This is a genomic window from Staphylococcus sp. mip270_02, from assembly GCF_054031535.1.
Map to the genome: position 1 here is coordinate 1,022,240 of NZ_CM132934.1, position 19,255 is coordinate 1,041,494.

Consider the following 19,255-nt stretch of genomic DNA (forward strand, 5'->3'; position numbering starts at 1 on the left):
CTAAATATAAAAGTTGATTAATAAAATATTTTAGTTGATAATGATTATCAATTATAGCATAATGTATGTAAGATACAAGTTAATTTTGGGAGGGTGCTTTATGGATGACGTAATTATAATTGGTGGTGGCCCAGCAGGGTTATTTGCTAGTTTTTATTCAGGATTAAGAGGGATGAACGTCCGCATCATAGATATTCAAGACAAACTTGGGGGGAAGATGCATGTCTATCCAGAAAAAATTATATGGGATATTGGTGGATTAGCACCGAAACCGTGTTTTGAAGTTATTCAAGACACAGTTAGACAAGGTCTACATTTTAATCCTGAAGTGAATTTAGAAGAACGTGTAACTGATATAAGAAAAATTGCCGAACAACATTTTGAGGTTGAAACGGATAAAGGAAATGTATTTGAAGGAAAATCAGTGATTATAGCGATTGGCGGAGGTATCATTAATCCTAAACAACTAGATATTAAAGATGCAGAAAGATATAAATTGACTAACTTACATTATGTAGTACAGTCTTTGAAAAAATTTAAAGATAAAAATGTATTAATTTCTGGTGCCGGTAATTCAGCTTTAGATTGGGCTAACGATTTAAGTGGTTATGCTAAAAGTGTTACGCTCATTTATAGAAAAGCTGATATTAAAGGATATGAAGCAATGAGAGATAAAATGGAGCAATTGAATGTTGAAAAATTACCGAATACACATATATATCAACTTATAGGTGACCAAGGACAAACACAAATTGAAAAAGTGATATTAGAGAACATTGAAACAGGTGAGCAAACGGTAAAAGCATTTGATGATGTGATTATCAGTCATGGTTTTGATAGAGAAAATACATTGTTAGAGGCTTCTTCAACTCAAGTTGACATGTTTAACGAGTACAGCATTAAAGGCTTTGGCAATACTTCTACGAGTATTGATGGATTGTATGCATGTGGTGATATTATATATCATGAAGCAAAAGCACATCTCATTGCAAGCGCCTTTAGTGACGCGGCTAATGCTGCAAATTTGGCTAAGCTTTACATTGAGCCTAAAGCAGCTGCAGAAGGTTATGTATCAAGTCATAATGATGTCTTTAAAGAATCAAATAAAGTAGTTATGAAGAAATATTTATAATATAATTTTTAGGAGAAAATAATAAATGGTTGAGATAAAGCATGAAGCACCAACTGTTGAAGACTATAGAAATTTACGTAAAATAGCTGGACTGAGCGAAAAATCCCGAGAAGCTGCTGAAAAGGGTATACCTAATGCATGTTTTAATGTCACAATCTATGATCAACAGGTGTTAATAGGTATGGGAAGAGTGATTGGTGATGGTGGAACGGCGTTTCAAATCATTGATATAGCAGTTAATCCAGCATACCAAGGCCATGGTTATGGAAAAGAAATAATGACTCATATTATGGATTATATAAAAACTGAAGCTGAATCGGGAACATATGTCAGTTTAATAGCTGATTACCCTGCGGATCAGTTGTATGCACAATTTGGATTTATTACTACAGAACCCAATTCTTGTGGTATGTATTTAAAATATTGATAAGTAATCGTAAATTTATAATTTGTATTTTGAATATAATAACTGAGGAGGCTGGGACAAATTAATTGTCTCAGCCTCCTCAAATGCTATATTGTCAATAACTTAAGTTATTGGTCTTTTATTATGTATGAGCTTGAGTGAGAACTCAGGCTCATACATTGCTAATTGCTATTTCGTCTCTTCTATATTTGCATTTGCAGCATTTGTTCTAGAACGTAAGTCTGCTTCAATTTCTTCTAAACTACGGCCACGTGTTTCTGGTAAGTATTTGATTACAAAGATTAAGGCACAAATTCCAATCGCAGCAAAGATTAAGAATACTTGTTCAACTGATAATACTTCCGTCAAAATTGGGAAGAATTGCGCAACTAACAAGCTACCAATTGATAATACAAGCGCTGCGACACCAGTTGCGGCACCACGTGCACGCATTGGGAATAATTCAGGTAACATAACCCAAAGTACTGGCCCCCAAGTAAATCCAAAGAATATAATGAATAAAGTTAAACAAGCTACGATAATCCATGCGGATGATTGAATCCCAATTGTCCAAATTAAGACAGCCATAATTAGTAGCGAAGCTACCATACCAATGTTCCCAATTACTAATAGACGCTTACGATCAATTTTATCAATAATCATAATAGCGACAATTGTAATTAAGACGTTCACGGTACCAATTCCTACTGTGCCTAAAATGGAAGTAGCATTACCTAAACCAGCTTTATTGAAAATAGTAGGTGCGTAATAAATGATTGCATTAATTCCTATTATTTGTTGAAGTAACGCAAAGATACTTCCGATAATCAGCGTTGGTCGTAACCATGGTGATTTTAAAACATTCCATGTGCTTTCCGAAATACTATTAATTTCTTTCATATCTGCAATTTCTTTATCGATTTCACTATCTTTAAATGTTAATTTCATCACATCACGAGCTGCTTTTTCACTTCTGTGCTCAAGTAACCATCTTGGACTTTCAGGCATAAATGCAACACCAATTAACAAGATAACAGAAGGTATGATTGCAAGTCCTAGCATCCATCTCCAACCTTCTATTGGTGTGAACGCATAGTTGATTAAGTATGAAGATAAAATACCAATTGTAATCATTAATTGGTTTAAAGAACTTAATGAACCACGTTGTTCAGTAGGCGCCATTTCTGATAAATAAACTGGTACGATAGCAGTAGAACCACCTACAGCTAAACCAATGACTAGACGACCGAGAACTAGTATAGGCATGGAAGGGGCTGAAGCTAATATTAAAGCACCGACTATGTAAATAATTGCTATAATAAATACAACACGTCTACGCCCCAATCTATCAGACATCGGTCCACTAGCACCTGAACCAAATATTGCCCCAACTAACATAGACGAAACTACAAGACCTTCAGTAAAACTATTTAAAGGTATATCATCTCTTATAAATAATAAGGCGCCAGATATTACTCCCATGTCATAACCATAGAGTAAACCTCCCAATGCACCAAGGAAAAAGATGAGTTTTTTATTTACTTTTATTCCCATAAAAACCCTCCTGAATGTTTTCGATAAAGATAAGTATACGCTTTCATATTTTACTTGTAAATATTAAAGTATAAGATTTTTATTTATTATTATCTATTTATATGAGGTGTAATTCTTATTTATATGTATAAAAATGCGAGGTTATATTAATCATAATAAAATGAAAAAGAGCGTGAATATGAAAACAAATTTTAGAGTTTGCTTTCATATTCACGCTCTATTAAAGAGTGACAATTTATGAATTGTTTATAATTTGAAACATTACTATAGATTCATTTTATGCTTCAAAGTCGATGACTATGCGGCCAGAATTTTCATGTTCAAGTACTTGTTTAATACTTGATTCAATCTCACTGAATTTAATAACTTGTTTGATGTCATGTAATTGGTCTGGTTTTAAGTCTTTTGCTAAACGACGCCATATATGTTTGCGTTGTCTCATTTCAGTATAAACTGAATCGATACCTATAATGCTAGTGCCTCTTAATATAAATGGAAATACAGAACTATCAAAGTTTGTTCCGCCAGTCATACCTATTAAAGCAACACTGCCATCATAGTCTAATTGTTTAATGATTTGTGATAAACTTTCGCCACCAACTGGATCTATAGCACCTTGCCAAGTACGTTTGCCAAGTGGTTTACTATCACTTTCTGAAATACGGGGTATTACTTCTTTTGCACCTAAAGATTTAAGTTGAGCTTCAGCGTTTTGTTTACCGGTACTAGCAACAACATCAAAGCCTATTGAGTCCAACATCATTACTGCAAGTGTTCCTACGCCACCTGTTGCGCCACGTACAAGTACGTCTTCTTTTTCTACAGATAAACCATTATGTTCTAACTTTTCGATAGCTAAACCTGCTGTATAGCCAGCAGTTCCATAAATCATAGCTTCTTCAAGGGTTAAATCTTTTGGTAAAGGTACAATCCACTCTTCTTTAACACGTGCGTATTCACTAAAACCACCAAAGTGGCTGATGCCTAAATCATATCCAGTGATAATAACTTCGTCACCAGCTTCAAAAGCATGAGTATCGGAATGTTCTACTACGCCAGCTAAATCAATACCTGGAACCATTGGGTATGATTTTACGATTTTTGAATTTTCCACTGTTGCAAGTGCATCTTTATAATTGATACCAGAGTACTTAACTTTTATAAGTACCTCGCCCTCTGGTAAATCATTTATTGATAAATCTTTATATTGGTTAGTTACTTTGCCGTCTTGTTCATCGACTACAAAAGCTTTAAATGTTTCAGTCATTGCCAAATGGCACTCCCTTATGTATAAATTTACGAACAATTAAAAAACTAGAACTACTTTATCATGTAATTGAATATTACACAATAAGGCTAAACTATACGTTTTTTAGGTAAGCGCTTTAAATTAAAAACAATTTAATTTTTGTAGGAAAAAGTAAGTGATTATAAAAGTATTATTATTCAATAGTAAGATAAGAAGTGTTTTAGTATAATTGATTTCAAAGAGAGAGCAAAGTAGGGGGAGTAATATGGTGACTCAAATTGAATTGGTAAAATCTAATGAGCTAGAACAATTACGTCAACTTAGTATCACTACATTTAAGGCGACATTTGAAGACGGTGGTTACACTGATGAAGATTTCGAGCAGTATTTTAATGAAGCTTATAATGTAGAACAACTAAATAAAGAATTAGAAAATGAATCATCTTTTACTTATTTTTATAAAGAAAATGAAAAAATAGTAGGATATTTTAAATTAAATATTAATCAAGCCCAATCAGAAGAAAAGGGGAATGAATATCTCGAAATACAGCGCATTTATTTTTTACCAAAATTTCAAGGGGGTGGGCGAGGAAAACACGTCTTTGAATTCGCAATCGAAAAAGCGCAAGAATTAAAGAAAACTAAAATTTGGTTAGGCGTATGGGAGTATAATAAACAAGCACTTAATTTCTACGAAAAGCAAGGACTGCATGTTACAGGGGAACATCACTTTTATACTGGTAATGTAGTAGATATAGATTTAATTATGGAAAAAGAAATTTAGAAATAAAGTTCTTTTAGATGCTTTGTGACATAATTTAAATATGTTATGGAACTATATAAAGTTGAAAAATATTTTGAGTTTGTTAAATTTATATATTTTTTTTAAGGATTTTTCATTAAAGATGTTTATTGCTAATTTTATAGTGAATAATAAACTAATTCTCAACCAACCTCTTGGGGAATGATATACATAGATACTAACCATTAGGTTGTGAGTATTAAAAAAATAAGGAGGTTTTTCTATATGAAAAAATTATTAGTAGGTTTTCTTACTTTATCTTTAGCACTTGCAGCTTGTTCAAATGGTAATGATGATGACAGTAGTAAAAAGGACGATAGTTCAAAAGACAGTCAATCATCTGATGACAAATCAAAAGATTCTAAAAATGATGACAAGAAGAGTAATGACAGCTCTGACAAAGATTCAGACAAAGACTCAGACAAAAACAAAGATTCTGATAGCAAATCTAGCGAAGATAGTTCTTCAGGTGATGGTACGGACAGTAATGGAAACAATTCTGACAGTTCATCAAATGATGATAACAGTTCTTCTGATAACAATGGTAGTGCCTCAAGTAATAGTTCTAATTCAGATGGTAACAATGGATCTAGTGATGCGAATAGTGGAAATAGCGCATCAACTTCAGGAAATAATGACAATACGAATAACAACAATGCGAATAGCGATAATGCAAATAGTAATGACAATGCTAGCAATAACGCCAATTCAAATAATAATGCATCAAATTCAAGCGCATCTCAGTATGTTGCTCCTTATCAAGGACAAAACGCTGTACCAGTAGCGCAAAATATTACATCTGGTAATGTAGATCCACAAACTGCATTACAAAGCTTGCCTAACTTCCAAAATTCATTGGACAATGCTACTGCTGAAGTTAATTCATTAAATGGTCAATCTAATCCATTCAATGACTACGCTATTGAAGGTAGCGAAGGGAACTATAGTTATATCTTTAGTTTCCAAAATCAAGCACAACCAGGGACATATACAATTGCTACAGTAGACCAGCAAGGTACAGTTAGAGTTGTAGACCCTGCTTACCAACAATAAAAATAAAATTATAAAGTAAGTGAATGGACATAAATGCCCATAAATGCCCATTTTCAAAATAAGAAAGCTAATCAATTTAGGTTAAGATTCAGAGCGTGTACAATTGTGTGAGGGTGAGAAGGTATGAGTGAGGGGCCGGTGTCTCTCACTCATATTATGCCCGTCAGCTCTAGCATGTAATAAAATTTAATAAAACAATGAAAACGTCAATTTCTATAGAAATAATATAGAAATTGACGTTTATTTTTTACTTAGGAGCTTTATGTCTCATGTGATTTTTAACATGTATTAGTATTAGTGCAAGGTAATCAAATAGTCGAATATTATATTTTACCTAGATTTAGTACATTTATGAATGATATGAGAAATAGTTTCAAAAGCATGGTTATCTTTATTTACAAAAGAATTATCATGTATATCTTTCATTTGATGGCTTATTAAATCGTTGAGTAATGCTTTGGCATCGCTATAGCGTACTGTAGATAGCGCGTGCATCACTTCTTCATAAACACCACGTTCAGAAACATATTTTTCGTGATTTGGTGTATATTGACAGACTGTTTTATCAATAGTTAATGCATCAAAAATAATCGATGAATAGTCAGTTAAGACAATATCTGAAATCAATAATAAATCTTGAGCTTCTATATGAGAAGGCGCAATAATTGCATTCTCCGGAACGTAGTTAGAATTATCTTCAATATGCCCTTTAAAAATAACATTGTATTTATTCAGAAGCCCATCACTTATTGGTAATAAATCAGATTCATCATAATCTGTTCGCCAAGTAGGCGCATAAAGTAATGTTTCCTTTTCTGGATTTAATTTCAATTCTTTTTTGATAAATGAAATATAGTGATGATCAGATTGTTTATCTAATAAATAACGAACTCTTGGATAGCCACAATTTAATATATGCGTTCGTTGCTGTGGAAAAGCAGTTTTAAAATAATCAATAATCGCTGAACAATCACAAATGAAATAGTCTTGTTGTAACCATTTATTATATTTACGTGCGCGATAATTATAAATATTAAGGTTTTGAGTTGGTTCAGGACTATCTAAAAATAGTTTTTTTATAGGCGTACCATGCCAAAGTTGTATAATGGTTCCGTTTGGTTTTAATGAGTCTGGTATATAACTTTCTAATATTACAACTTGTGCACTTTCGATAAGTGATTTCGCTTTTGGATCATCCGGTTTAATAAAATTAGGTCCATTTACATCATTAGTAATAAAATAGATAGGTAATTTAGTAAAGTGTTTCGCAAAGTGATTAAATAAATAACGAGAATTACCGCGGAAACCATAATCAAAACCTAAGAAAACTATATGATTTTTAACTTTAGACTTGTCTTTTTCATAAATATAACTTGCTTCACGGTGCTTTTTGTCAAAATGTTGTTGAAGCATATGATAAAACCAATGGGGTAATTTAAAACCGGTATTTTTTAAGCATTTATCTGTAAAGCGCAATTGCTCTGGTGCGAGCGTTTCACTATTTTTAAATGGCACAGCGTGTTTATGTTCATATGCCAATTTGTTAAGACTAAATTTAGTTGTGTTTAATGGCGTTAATTTATGAATTTCACTCCAAATATAGTCACTTGTAATAAATGTGGATTCAAAATTAAAAACTACATGACTATCTGTAGCGATATCATCTTGTAATAGTGAAATCAGTGATAAGTCAAAAATATTACTAATTTCAAAATGTTTTAAGATGTTTTGTGTTGTTTCTATATGGAAAATAACATTTGGGAAGTGGTTAATATTTTCAATCCAATCATTGAAAGTAATTTCTGATTTCCCAAAATAGCGACAGTCGTTGACGTATTGTTGTTGAACTGTATAGTCTGTTACAATCGGGCAAGGCTTTAATTCAACGGCCTCAAGCATATGTTGGTATATTTCAATATGGTCATTAATTAATACAAAGTGTGAATAACCTTCTAATGTTGCCTTTTCCAATTCAGACTCTAAAAGGTGCAACGCTGTAATTTCAATTTGTTTTATCATTTGTATACCTCTACTTAATAGTTATTTATACTATTTTATCATGTAAAGAACCTATGACAAAAGAATCCCTTGTAAACTGAAGTGTATAAAATTAATTGTTTTTAAACTTCAAATTATTTAAAAATGACTTTTTGAATTTATAAAATAGGGAAATCTTTAACGGGGAAGAATTAATTTTTAAAAATTTATTGTAATTAGGTAAAAAAATGTTATAATTTAATTGTGAAAAAAATCACAATATCAGGTTCTTCAATGCCAAATAAAAATAGAAAATGGAAGTGAGTCAAAATGTTTGTAGAATCTTTTAACCCCTTTGGTAACATCTTGTTATCAACATTAGTAGCAGCAATACCTATAGTTTTATTTCTTTTATGTCTAACTCTTTTTAAGATGAAAGGTATTTATGCTTCATTAACAACCGTAGTTGTTACACTTATTATTGCCATGCTATTCTTCAAACTACCTGTGACGATAGCATCGGGAGCAGTCGTTGAAGGATTTTTCCAGGGTATTATACCAATTGGATATATTGTAGTTATGGCAGTTTTACTTTATAAGATTACGAATAAAACTGGCCAGTTTAATACGATACAAGATAGTATTTCTAGTATTTCACAAGATCAGCGTATCCAATTATTGTTAATTGGTTTTGCGTTTAATGGCTTTTTAGAAGGTGCAGCAGGTTTTGGTGTGCCAATTGCAATTTGTGCATTATTACTAACACAGTTAGGATTTGGTCCATTACAAGCAGCAATGCTTTGTTTAATAGCTAATGCGTCTGCAGGTGCATTTGGAGCAATTGGTTTACCTGTCACTGTTATTGACACATTAGGTTTACCAGATAATATTTCAGGTATGGCAGTTTCCCAAATGTCAGCATTAACATTAGTATTTATGAATTTGTTAATACCATTTTTATTAATATGGATTATTGATGGCTTTAAAGGTATTAAAGAAACCTTGCCAGCTATTTTAATTGTTGGTGGTACTTTCGCAGTATTACAAGGTTTAATCACTGTATTTATTGGACCTGAATTGGCCGATATTATACCACCATTAGTTTCAATGTTAGCTTTAGCTTTATTCTCGAAAAAATTCCAACCGAAAAATATCTTTAGATTGAAAAAAGATGAAAAGCCTCAAGCAATTACAAAACACAAACCTAAAGAAATAATATATGCTTGGAGCCCGTTTGTGATTTTAACTGTGATTGTAATGATATGGAGTGCGCAAAGCTTTAAAGCACTTTTCGCTCCAGATGGTGCATTATCTTCACTTGTCTTTAATATAACGTTACCCGGGACTTATAGCGATATTGCAAATAAAGCAATCACATTGCCATTGAATATAATAGGTCAAACCGGAACAGCTATTTTACTTGTAATTATTATTACAATTCTAATGTCAAAAAATGTTAAATTTAAGGATGGCATAGGACTATTTAAAGAAGCGTTTAAAGAATTGTGGTTACCAATTATAACGATTTGTTTTATCTTGGTAATATCTAAATTAATGACTTACGCTGGGTTAAGTAGCGCAGTAGGTGAGGGTATTGCAAAAACAGGAAGTATTTTCCCATTATTATCTCCAATATTGGGGTGGATTGGCGTATTCTTAACAGGTTCTGTTACAAATAACAACTCATTGTTTGCACCAATTCAAGCAGCAGTTGCAAATAATATTGGCGCTAGTGGGGCTTTACTAGTATCAGCAAATACTGTCGGTGGTGTGGCTGCTAAATTAATATCACCACAATCTATTGCGATTGCGACAGCTTCTGTACAACAAGTCGGGAAAGAATCTGAATTGTTGAAAATGACATTACGCTATAGTATTGCTTTACTTATATTTGTATGTATCTGGACATTCTTATTACATTTATTCATGTAATAATTTAAACCAATTATGTTACAAATATAAATACTCCTCAATTTAGTAAATGTATCTTAATTTATGAGGATAAATTAAAAACACGCTCGTTAAATTCATATCACAATGAATTTATACGAGCGTGTTTTTATGAATTATTAATATTGGACGTGCTTAAATTACATATTTTAAGTATTGAATATATTACTAGGAAACTTAGCAAACCTTTGCATTACTTCGTTTTTGAAAATATTCAATATTATTATAATTAAGCGTTTAACATAGTTAAAAAGTCTTGATAAATCGCTTTTGGTGCATAAGATGCAACGGTTTTATAACCATTTTGAATAACAACTTCATCTTTGAACTCTTGGTTTATGAGTCGGCGTAATTGATTAGATAATGCATTTACGTTTTCATGTTCAATTAAATAGCCATTTACATTATTTTGGATGATTGAATCAGGGCCAGCATTGCCATCAAAACTCACTACTACACTGCTTTGGTTCATAGCTTCTAATATCACCATACCGAAACCTTCATTACGCGAAGGGATAACAGTGATTTCACTTACTGCTAATTTTTCGTTTAATTGTTGTGTGGAGCCATACAATTTTACAATGTCTGATAGGTTATATTGATTAATCATTTGTTGCAGATTTGCTTGTTCTTTGCCTTCACCATATATGTGAACTTGATAATTAAATTTTCTAACAGCTTGTTGAATAGGATTAATACTTTCAACCAATAAATCAAATCCTTTTTCATATTCTAAACGGCCAGCTGCACAGATGATTTTGCTTTTCGGTTCGTGAAGACGAACTTCATTGATAATATTAGGAACTACGAATACTGGTGTATCGATATGTGATTGGTATTTGTTCTTATCTACAGTAGTTAATGTTGTGATTTTATCTAAACCTCTATAACTTTTAATAATTTCTTGTTGATATGGTTCAGAATGTGCATCAAAGTTCATATGTTCCATACCAACTTTTTCTATTTGAGTACTAGCATATTTAGCAATTAATATATTAAAACTTGCACGGGTACCTACAATCACATCTGTAGAAACATTGCTTATAGCTTTAATCATTTTTTTTTCTATATAGTGAGAAAATTGATCAATCCCTGGTTCAAATTGAGAGATATATTTTGGTCTGGAAAATGATGTGAATTTAGCGATCCTATTTATAATAATGTCTTTTATATTAAGTGGGTGAAATTGATAGTTAATTAAAGGTTTTATTTTAATGGATTCATGAATATCAAAGTAAGGCGAATCAGCCCCTTTAAAAATAGTTATGATTTCTACATGATGTCCTTTTTCAGCTAATATATTTGCCAATTGAGAAATAGACTTGACGGTGCCTCCCATTGCATAAACATTATGCATGAAAAATGTTATTGATTTCATTAAAAAACCTCCAAAAGAACTTTACTTAAATTGAAATTCATTATAGCATGAAATGAATTTTGTATAGGTATAATAGCTAAATAATTTTAAACTAGCAATCAATATAGCGTTATATTAGCTTTTTCACTAAGAAAGTATAAGAATTTTTGTGTGAGCTAGTTAACACATATTAACAAAATTTGTGTAGAATTGCTGAAAGCCCTTTTTTCATGAGCTGATTATGTATATAATTAGAGAGGTATGGAAATATATTGTGTTATTGTTTAATTACATAGCGATAATACGTGCTTTATTATTTTAATCTATAGAAAACGCTTTATTTTTATTGATGTGATTAATAACATTAAAGACAACGTTTCTATTTAACACATATAAAAGGGGGACTGTATTTGTTATGAGTACACAACATAGCAAAACAGATGTCATCTTAATTGGTGGCGGTATCATGAGCGCAACGTTAGGAACATTATTAAAAGAACTCGCACCTGAGAAAGAAGTTAAGATGTTTGAAAGGTTAGCTACACCTGCGGAGGAAAGTTCTAATGCATGGAATAATGCAGGTACAGGTCATTCTGCGTTATGTGAATTAAACTATACTAGTGAAAATAAAGATGGAACAATAGATATCAATAAAGCGGTTAAAATTAATGAACAATTCCAAGTTTCAAAACAGTTTTGGAGCTATTTAATTAAACAAGGGCAACTTGAAAACCCAGAAAAATTTATCAAACCAGTACCGCATATGAGTTTTGTTCAAGGTGTTAAAAATGTTGATTTCTTGAAAAGACGTGTGGACAGACTAAATAAAAACATTTTATTTAGTAATATGGAAATAACAGATGATAAAAATAAAATTGCTGAATGGACGCCACTTATTATGGAGGGGCGTACGTCTAATATACCAATGGCGATTAGTTATGATAAAACAGGTACAGACGTTAACTTCAGCGCATTAACTAGAAAGTTATTTGAGAATTTAGAAGATAAGCAAGTAGAGTTAAATTATGAACATGAAGTAAGAGACATTCAACAACGTGAAGATGGAGTTTGGGAAGTAAAAGTTAAAGACTTGCAAACGAACGATGAGACGATTGTTGAAAGTGATTTTGTATTTATTGGTGCTGGTGGCGCTAGTTTACAGTTGTTACAAAAAACAGGAATTAAAGAGTCTAAACATATTGGTGGTTTCCCAGTAAGTGGATTGTTCTTAGTATGTAAAGATGAAGCTATTGCCAAAAAGCATTTAGCTAAAGTTTATGGTAAAGCTCCAGTAGGTGCTCCACCAATGTCAGTACCACATTTAGATACACGTTACATAGATGGTAAACGAACTATTTTGTTTGGTCCGTTTGCAGGTTTTTCACCAAAATTCTTAAAAACGGGTTCTAATATGGATTTAATCAAATCTGTTAAGCCAAATAACCTTATCACTATGCTATCTGCAGGAATTAAAGAAATGAATTTAACGAAATATCTTATCTCGCAATTAACTTTATCAAATGAAGAACGTATGGAAGATTTACGTCAATTTGTACCTAATGCTAAAAGCGAAGATTGGGAAATCGTCGTTGCTGGACAACGTGTTCAAGTAATTAAAGATACGGATCAAGGCAAAGGAACATTACAATTTGGTACGGAAGTTATTACGTCAGAAGATGGTTCATTATCTGCACTCTTAGGTGCGTCTCCAGGTGCATCTACGGCAGTCGATATTATGCTTGATTTGCTCAAGCGTTGTTACAAAGACGAATTTACTAATTGGGAAGATAAAGTTAAAGAAATCATACCTTCATATGGTATGAAACTATCAGAAAATGAAGCGTTATATACTCAATTAAATAAAGAAATTACGGAAAATTTAAAAATTAATTAATTACTTAATATAATAAAGCTTGATTATACCTCCAAGCTTATTGTTCTATTAATAAAGACAAACTAAGCGTTGTTGTAACGTGCGGTTTGTCTTTTTATATTGATTTTTTTAAACATAAAGAAAATGCTAGAAGGGCAAGTTAATACATGCACAACTCCTAGCATTTTATATTCTCACTAGAAATATTTATTTTTAGACTCAATGAACAATATTTATTTTTTAATCTGAATTGTAAAGGTAGTGCCTTCATCCTTTTTACTTTGGACTGAAATAGAGCCATCATGTAGTTCAAATATTGTTTTTGCTATAGCTAGACCTAAGCCATTACTATTGTCATTACTACTTGCTTTATAAAAGCGTTCGAATAAACGCGCTTGTGTTTCTTTAGACATACCTTCTCCGTCATCTGTGATTTCACAAGTAATTGTCTCGAAGTCTTGATTGAGTGTGACATCGATGATACCACCCTGTTGTGAATATTTTATGGCATTGGTAATTATATTTTGGAAAGCTTGATGTAAAAGACGCTCATTACCATAAATAGTTATTTCAGCTAAATCAGACATGATAATTAAATCTTTTTCATTAGCAGAAAATTGTTCATGACGAATGATTTGTTTGAGTAATTGGTTTAATTCAATATGGTCTTCAAAGACTAAATGTTCTCCATTATCAATTTCAGATAATAATAACAATGCTTTAGTTAATTCACTTAATTGACTTGTAATTTGGTATATATCATCAATGTATTGTGTACGTGCTTCAGCATTTTTAGCGAATTTCAGCTGGTCCAATAGATGATGAATATGTGTTAATGGCGTTTTAATTTCATGTGATACGTTTTGAACAAAATGTTGTCGCATATCGTCTAATTGTTTAAGTGAAAGGCGCATGCGGTCGAAGCGGAATTGTAATGTGCCAAACTCATCTTTTCTAGTAACATGAATTGGCGTATCGAAATTACCTTTCATAAGTCTTTCAGTTGCATGCTTTAATTGTTGAATAGGCTTGATAATAGTATAGGTTGATAAAATGACTAATATAATAGAAAACAGAAGTAATAATGAGATTAATATGACTAAAAATACTCTGAATTCACTAAATGTTTTCCCAATATCAGGTCTCATAAATACTGCATACTTTTTACCTTTATCTTCAAATGACATACCTACAGTATTTTGCGTGGTATTTTCAAAGAAACCAGTAACGATTGGGTTATATGGTAGGTTTCGAATACCATGGTAGTCTTTGCCTTCTAGTACTGTTTGAATGACATTGTTATCCACGTTATCTTTTCTAAAATTAGCACCATAAAAAGAACGTTTACCATTTTCAGAAATTGTCATTACTTGGTAATTCATTTCCCCTAAATGGTTGAAAAAAGGATCTAAAGATTCAATATTTGACTGTTTTTGATAACTGATAGCATCTTCTAAAGTACGCATGATTTTTGCATCGTTATTTGCTTTTAAATAGTTATGGTAGATGATATTTGTGCATAAAAAACTGACAATAGCACTAAATAACATGACGGCAATTGTGTATATAGCAATTCGTGAATATAGGGATTTAAACATGGTCATCCACCTTATAACCTAAACCGCGTACTGTGAAAATCGTCACATTAGCATTTAATTTTTCAAGGCGTTTCCTTAGACGCTTGATATGAACATCGACTGTACGTTCATCACCTTCATAATCAAAGCCCCATATTTTTTCTATTAATACATCCCGATTAAATATTTGTCTAGGGTTAGAAGCAAGTAAAAAAAGTAATTGAAATTCTTTATTAGGTAAATTCATTGATTTCGTATCGGATTGAAGTTCTAAATATGCTTGATTTAAAGTAATATTACCTATAGTAATTTCATTATGTGCATTGATATTATAACGTTTAAGTACTGCTTTAATCCTAAACATTAACTCTTTAACTTCAAAAGGTTTCGTCACATAATCATCAGTACCCGTTAAATATGCTTGTTCTTTATCGCTTAACGCATCACGAGCAGTTAGCATAATGACAGGCATTTCATAATCCTCTTTTAAAATTTTGCAAAGTTCAAAACCACTCATGCCTCCCATCATGACATCAATAATTACGATATCCACTTGATTCGTTTCAAGGTAAGTTAAGGCATTTTCAGCGCTAGATTGCGTAATTGTATTTAACCCTTCGCGCTGTGTGTAATTTGAAACGTACTCTAATATTTTTTTGTCGTCATCAACAATTAAACAAGTTGTCATGCGCAAAATCTCCTTATTCAGTATTATTGCCATTATAAACATAACCAAATAACTTCACAAATAGTAAAAAATTAACAAAAGTTCATATTGAGTTCACATAGTGATATTAGACTCTAAATATAAGTTTTAGAGAAGGAGTGGGAATTGATGAAATTAGCATGGCAAGAGATTAAATATTATAAATTTCGTTATATTTTAATCATGTTAATTATATTATTACTTGGTATTATGGTTTTATTTATTAGTGGATTAGCGCAAGGTTTAGCCAGAGAGAATATATCAATGTTAGATAACATGAAAACTGAAAAATACGTGTTACAGGATAATAAGCAACCAGATATTACGAAGTCTATTATTAGTCCTGAGCAACAAAAGGAAATTGAAGATATTACAGATCAAGAACCATTAAAGTTAGCATCGCAAACGTTAAAAATAAATAAAGACGAAGAAGATGTTATCATGACGAACACAGTAAAAGATGAAAAACCAGAATTGAAAGATGGTAACTATCCAACAAAAAATAATGAAGTAGCAATCAATAATAAGCTTACAGCTGATGGTATTAATATTGGTGACACTATAAAAGTGAAAGACGGGGGACAACTTAAAGTATCAGGTATTCTTGACGATACAATGTATTCTCACAGTTCAGCAGTAATGATGAGCAATAACGGATTTGATAGCTTGAATAAAGAGAATAGCACTGTTTACCCAGTAAGAGATTTATCTCAATCACAACAAGATAAAATCAAAGATATTTCAGGTGTTAAAATATTCAGTGAGGATGATATCACAAGTGAAATTGCCAGTTACCAAGCTGAGCAAGCACCGTTAAATATGATGATTATAAGTTTATTTGTGATTTCAGCAATTGTATTAAGTGCATTTTTCTATGTAATGACAATCCAAAAAATTCCAGAAATAGGTATTCTAAAAGCAATTGGTATTAAGACAAGACATCTAATCAGTGCACTTGTAATCCAAATATTAATCACAACTATGATAGGTGTATTGATTTCTGTAGGTATTATTAGTGGTTTATCATTTGTTATGCCAGTATCTATGCCATTCCACGTGACAGCATCGAATTTACTACTCGTGGTCGGAGTGTTTATTGTTGTTGCAATCATTGGTGCTGCCTTATCACTAATTAAATTATTTAAAGTTGATCCTATTGAAGCAATTGGAGGTGGAGAATAATGAGTTTACAAGTTAAAGATATTAAAAAATCATTTGGTAAAGGTCAATCAGAAACAACTGTATTAAAAGGTATTAACTTTGAAGTTAGCGATGGGGAATTCGTTATACTCAATGGTGCTTCAGGTTCAGGTAAAACGACATTATTAACTATTTTAGGTGGTTTATTATCACAAAATAGTGGTGACATCTTATATAATGATGCACCTTTATATGATAGTGACAAAAAAGCATCAGAGTTAAGGTTAAATGAAATTGGTTTTATCTTTCAATCATCTCATTTAGTACCATATTTAAAGGTGAAAGCACAATTAACAACAATTGGCAGAGAAGCGGGCATGTCTAAAAAAGATGCAAACCAAAGAGCTGAAATGTTACTAAAACAAATCGGTTTGTCACACAGATTAAATGTATTTCCTCATATGTTATCTGGCGGTGAAAAACAACGTGTAGCAATTATGAGAGCTTTAATGAATAATCCTAAAATAATTTTAGCAGATGAACCAACTGCTAGTTTAGATGCAGAAAGAGCAACTGAAGTTATAGAGATGATTAAAAATCAAATCCAAAGTAAAAGAATGATTGGTATTATGATTACTCATGATAAAAGATTGTTTGAATACGCAGATAGAGTTATAGAACTCGATGATGGCGTTATTGTAAATAGCTAATAGAAACTTTAAAAGCCAAGGGCATTGATTTGTGCCCTTGGCTTTATTATATATACTTTTATATTTACAAATTAAGTAATGCAATTAGGTTATAAATGAGGAATATGCCAAAATGCAATGATACATATAAAAAAGAGAGTAGCAAAATAAATAGTTAACATCATTTTATATTGATACATTAATGCTAAAAAGTCTCGTATTAATGCGATTTCAAAAAAATGATAAGGTGTGTGACTACCAACGCCAGTTAACTTTAAATTGAATTTTTCTCCAAAACGTAATGCGCGCATTATATGAAACTGACTAGTTACACAGACAATTTTAGGCTTATAAGAAAACGAATCTTGAATTAATTGCGCAGTGTACATAATGTTTTCTAAAGTGCTTGTCGACTGATCTTCTAATATAATGTTAAGAGGATCTACGCCGTTATGAATTAAATAGCGTTGCATTGCTCGAGCTTCTGAAATAGGTTCATCAGGACCTTGACCACCACTCACGATAAATATTGCATTTGGATTTATTTCAAACAAACGCAAAGCCTTATCAAGCCGACATGCTAACATTGGTGTGACTTGTTCTGTGAAAATACCGGCACCTAAAACAAGAATTGTATCAAATACGCGAGGGGCTTTTTTATTTAGAAAAGCAGACGAACATAGCACATAACAAATAAAGGTAAATATAGAACTAAAAGCAATGGCTGAAATCCATAAGAAAATGACATTAAGCGCAATAGGGATAAAACTAATATAATAACAAGCAAGCATAAAGACGACAATTCTAAAACCAATAAAGTAAAGTCGTTTTAAAAATAATGCACTTTTTTGATGTTGTAATAAATGATTATGTTTCACATGTAATAATACAACGCCTATCAACATAGTGATAATTAAATCTATCGGTAAAGTGTGTTGACCAATATGTAAAATAATTACAGCGTATCCTACTATTACCTGGGAAATAAAACTGGCAAGATGTGTAGAAAATTTAAAATTTAAGAACATACTTATGAATGTGATTAATATTAAAATACATAAAAACAATGACAACATGTTAATGCTTCACTCCAGATTGTTTAGTATATTAAATGTAGTTTAATATTCTAAAATAAGCAACTCTAACAATGCTTAGATTTGCTAAAATATAACTATTGTTTTAAGCAAAATAAACTTATTAAATTTTACTTTTATATGGCTACAAATATTGATATTATTAACATAATATAAAAACGTAAATGAAATGTTTTATACATAGAAGATATAGGGGTGTAAGTGATGGTGAAAAATTTAGGCAATCACATTGACTTCATGGGAGAGTTCATTGATGATGTCAACACATTATTAGCTAAGTTATTGAAAGAGCTAAGAGAAGAATATAATATATCCAAAGAGCAAGCTAATGTTATTCTAATGCTTGAAAATGAAAAGACAATGACTTTGACTGAGATAACAGAAAGACAAGGAGTTAATAAAGCGGCAGTCAGTAGAAGAATTAAGAAACTAATTCAGGCTGAAGTAGTGGAATGGGTTAAAACAGAAGAAAACACAGATCAAAGATTAAAATACATTAAATTGAGTGAGAAGGGGAAACAATTTAATCGTGAAAGTAAATCGATTATTAATGATATTGTCAGTGATATGTTACATGATTTATCTGATGATGAAATTGAACAAGCGCGTTATGTGCTAGAAATTATTGGTCAAAGATTAAAAAACTTTAATATAAAAAATCATTCATAAAATAATACATAAAATATTGAAGTAAAG

The 19,255-nt window shown here is 31.5% G+C and carries 16 protein-coding genes; 9 read left to right on the forward strand and 7 right to left on the reverse strand.

What is annotated here, in order from left to right:
• Positions 1-100: 100 nt before the first annotated feature.
• Entirely contained in the window at positions 101-1,132 is a 1,032-nt protein-coding gene (locus ACW5YJ_RS04510) for an NAD(P)/FAD-dependent oxidoreductase (RefSeq protein WP_017723238.1), read from the forward strand.
• Between the two features lie 25 nt (positions 1,133-1,157).
• Positions 1,158-1,559, forward strand: coding sequence for a GNAT family N-acetyltransferase (locus tag ACW5YJ_RS04515; protein ID WP_017723237.1), 402 nt, complete (start codon positions 1,158-1,160; stop codon positions 1,557-1,559).
• Between the two features lie 168 nt (positions 1,560-1,727).
• Here the strand turns inward: ACW5YJ_RS04515 and glcP are convergent, their stop codons facing one another.
• Both glcP and ACW5YJ_RS04525 read right to left on the reverse strand, forming a co-directional pair.
• Positions 1,728-3,092: a glucose transporter GlcP gene (glcP, locus tag ACW5YJ_RS04520; RefSeq protein WP_426432753.1), complete on the reverse strand. Its 1,365-nt coding sequence runs from the start codon at positions 3,090-3,092 to the stop codon at positions 1,728-1,730.
• 277 nt (positions 3,093-3,369) lie between these two features.
• Positions 3,370-4,359: an acrylyl-CoA reductase family protein gene (locus tag ACW5YJ_RS04525; protein ID WP_017723235.1), complete on the reverse strand. Its 990-nt coding sequence runs from the start codon at positions 4,357-4,359 to the stop codon at positions 3,370-3,372.
• Positions 4,360-4,606: 247 nt separating this feature from the next.
• On the opposite strand from ACW5YJ_RS04525, the gene ACW5YJ_RS04530 reads away from it, so the two are divergent.
• Positions 4,607-5,125 (forward strand): GNAT family N-acetyltransferase, encoded by a 519-nt coding sequence (locus ACW5YJ_RS04530; protein ID WP_457338538.1) that lies wholly within the window; start codon positions 4,607-4,609, stop codon positions 5,123-5,125.
• Between the two features lie 243 nt (positions 5,126-5,368).
• Positions 5,369-6,196: a hypothetical protein gene (locus ACW5YJ_RS04535; protein WP_017723233.1), complete on the forward strand. Its 828-nt coding sequence runs from the start codon at positions 5,369-5,371 to the stop codon at positions 6,194-6,196.
• Between the two features lie 330 nt (positions 6,197-6,526).
• On the opposite strand, the gene ACW5YJ_RS04540 is transcribed toward ACW5YJ_RS04535, so the two are convergent.
• A complete protein-coding gene (locus ACW5YJ_RS04540; protein WP_017723232.1) occupies positions 6,527-8,215 on the reverse strand; it encodes a CDP-glycerol glycerophosphotransferase family protein in 1,689 nt (562 codons plus the stop codon).
• Between the two features lie 288 nt (positions 8,216-8,503).
• On the opposite strand from ACW5YJ_RS04540, the gene ACW5YJ_RS04545 reads away from it, so the two are divergent.
• Positions 8,504-10,105 (forward strand): L-lactate permease, encoded by a 1,602-nt coding sequence (locus ACW5YJ_RS04545; RefSeq protein WP_017723231.1) that lies wholly within the window; start codon positions 8,504-8,506, stop codon positions 10,103-10,105.
• Positions 10,106-10,352: 247 nt separating this feature from the next.
• Here the strand turns inward: ACW5YJ_RS04545 and ACW5YJ_RS04550 are convergent, their stop codons facing one another.
• Complete coding sequence (locus ACW5YJ_RS04550; RefSeq protein WP_107551968.1) at positions 10,353-11,501, reverse strand: glycosyltransferase family 4 protein; 1,149 nt, start codon at positions 11,499-11,501, stop codon at positions 10,353-10,355.
• 394 nt (positions 11,502-11,895) lie between these two features.
• Here ACW5YJ_RS04550 and mqo point away from each other — a divergent pair, with 394 nt between their 5' ends.
• Positions 11,896-13,374, forward strand: coding sequence for a malate dehydrogenase (quinone) (gene mqo, locus ACW5YJ_RS04555; protein ID WP_017723229.1), 1,479 nt, complete (start codon positions 11,896-11,898; stop codon positions 13,372-13,374).
• A gap of 212 nt (positions 13,375-13,586) precedes the next feature.
• On the opposite strand, the gene ACW5YJ_RS04560 is transcribed toward mqo, so the two are convergent.
• Positions 13,587-14,951, reverse strand: coding sequence for a sensor histidine kinase (locus tag ACW5YJ_RS04560; RefSeq protein ID WP_107551967.1), 1,365 nt, complete (start codon positions 14,949-14,951; stop codon positions 13,587-13,589).
• On the reverse strand, positions 14,944-15,618 hold the full coding sequence (locus ACW5YJ_RS04565) for a response regulator transcription factor (RefSeq protein ID WP_017723227.1): 675 nt from the start codon (positions 15,616-15,618) through the stop codon (positions 14,944-14,946). Before ACW5YJ_RS04565 ends, ACW5YJ_RS04560 begins: the two co-directional genes overlap by 8 nt.
• A 147-nt stretch (positions 15,619-15,765) precedes the next feature.
• On the opposite strand from ACW5YJ_RS04565, the gene ACW5YJ_RS04570 reads away from it, so the two are divergent.
• Together ACW5YJ_RS04570 and ACW5YJ_RS04575 are read left to right on the forward strand one after the other, a co-directional pair.
• Positions 15,766-16,818: an ABC transporter permease gene (locus ACW5YJ_RS04570; RefSeq protein WP_107551966.1), complete on the forward strand. Its 1,053-nt coding sequence runs from the start codon at positions 15,766-15,768 to the stop codon at positions 16,816-16,818.
• Positions 16,818-17,486, forward strand: a complete 669-nt coding sequence (locus ACW5YJ_RS04575) for an ABC transporter ATP-binding protein (RefSeq protein ID WP_017723225.1) — start codon at positions 16,818-16,820, stop codon at positions 17,484-17,486. Before ACW5YJ_RS04570 ends, ACW5YJ_RS04575 begins: the two co-directional genes overlap by 1 nt.
• Before the next feature lie 89 nt (positions 17,487-17,575).
• On the opposite strand, the gene ACW5YJ_RS04580 is transcribed toward ACW5YJ_RS04575, so the two are convergent.
• Positions 17,576-18,541, reverse strand: a complete 966-nt coding sequence (locus ACW5YJ_RS04580; protein ID WP_182477233.1) for a YdcF family protein — start codon at positions 18,539-18,541, stop codon at positions 17,576-17,578.
• A gap of 222 nt (positions 18,542-18,763) precedes the next feature.
• On the opposite strand from ACW5YJ_RS04580, the gene ACW5YJ_RS04585 reads away from it, so the two are divergent.
• Positions 18,764-19,228, forward strand: coding sequence for a MarR family winged helix-turn-helix transcriptional regulator (locus ACW5YJ_RS04585; protein WP_017723223.1), 465 nt, complete (start codon positions 18,764-18,766; stop codon positions 19,226-19,228).
• The last annotated feature ends 27 nt before the right edge of the window (positions 19,229-19,255 follow it).

Excerpts from the sequence above, each read along its gene's own strand:
- ACW5YJ_RS04510 (WP_017723238.1), top strand. The coding sequence starts at position 101 with ATGGATGACGTAATTATAATTGGTGGTGGCCCAGCAGGGTTATTTGCT.
- ACW5YJ_RS04515 (WP_017723237.1), top strand. The coding sequence starts at position 1,158 with ATGGTTGAGATAAAGCATGAAGCACCAACTGTTGAAGACTATAGAAAT.
- glcP (WP_426432753.1), bottom strand. The coding sequence starts at position 3,092 with ATGGGAATAAAAGTAAATAAAAAACTCATCTTTTTCCTTGGTGCATTG.
- ACW5YJ_RS04525 (WP_017723235.1), bottom strand. The coding sequence starts at position 4,359 with ATGACTGAAACATTTAAAGCTTTTGTAGTCGATGAACAAGACGGCAAA.
- ACW5YJ_RS04530 (WP_457338538.1), top strand. The coding sequence starts at position 4,607 with ATGGTGACTCAAATTGAATTGGTAAAATCTAATGAGCTAGAACAATTA.
- ACW5YJ_RS04535 (WP_017723233.1), top strand. The coding sequence starts at position 5,369 with ATGAAAAAATTATTAGTAGGTTTTCTTACTTTATCTTTAGCACTTGCA.
- ACW5YJ_RS04540 (WP_017723232.1), bottom strand. The coding sequence starts at position 8,215 with ATGATAAAACAAATTGAAATTACAGCGTTGCACCTTTTAGAGTCTGAA.
- ACW5YJ_RS04545 (WP_017723231.1), top strand. The coding sequence starts at position 8,504 with ATGTTTGTAGAATCTTTTAACCCCTTTGGTAACATCTTGTTATCAACA.
- ACW5YJ_RS04550 (WP_107551968.1), bottom strand. The coding sequence starts at position 11,501 with ATGAAATCAATAACATTTTTCATGCATAATGTTTATGCAATGGGAGGC.
- mqo (WP_017723229.1), top strand. The coding sequence starts at position 11,896 with ATGAGTACACAACATAGCAAAACAGATGTCATCTTAATTGGTGGCGGT.
- ACW5YJ_RS04560 (WP_107551967.1), bottom strand. The coding sequence starts at position 14,951 with ATGTTTAAATCCCTATATTCACGAATTGCTATATACACAATTGCCGTC.
- ACW5YJ_RS04565 (WP_017723227.1), bottom strand. The coding sequence starts at position 15,618 with ATGACAACTTGTTTAATTGTTGATGACGACAAAAAAATATTAGAGTAC.
- ACW5YJ_RS04570 (WP_107551966.1), top strand. The coding sequence starts at position 15,766 with ATGAAATTAGCATGGCAAGAGATTAAATATTATAAATTTCGTTATATT.
- ACW5YJ_RS04575 (WP_017723225.1), top strand. The coding sequence starts at position 16,818 with ATGAGTTTACAAGTTAAAGATATTAAAAAATCATTTGGTAAAGGTCAA.
- ACW5YJ_RS04580 (WP_182477233.1), bottom strand. The coding sequence starts at position 18,541 with ATGTTGTCATTGTTTTTATGTATTTTAATATTAATCACATTCATAAGT.
- ACW5YJ_RS04585 (WP_017723223.1), top strand. The coding sequence starts at position 18,764 with ATGGTGAAAAATTTAGGCAATCACATTGACTTCATGGGAGAGTTCATT.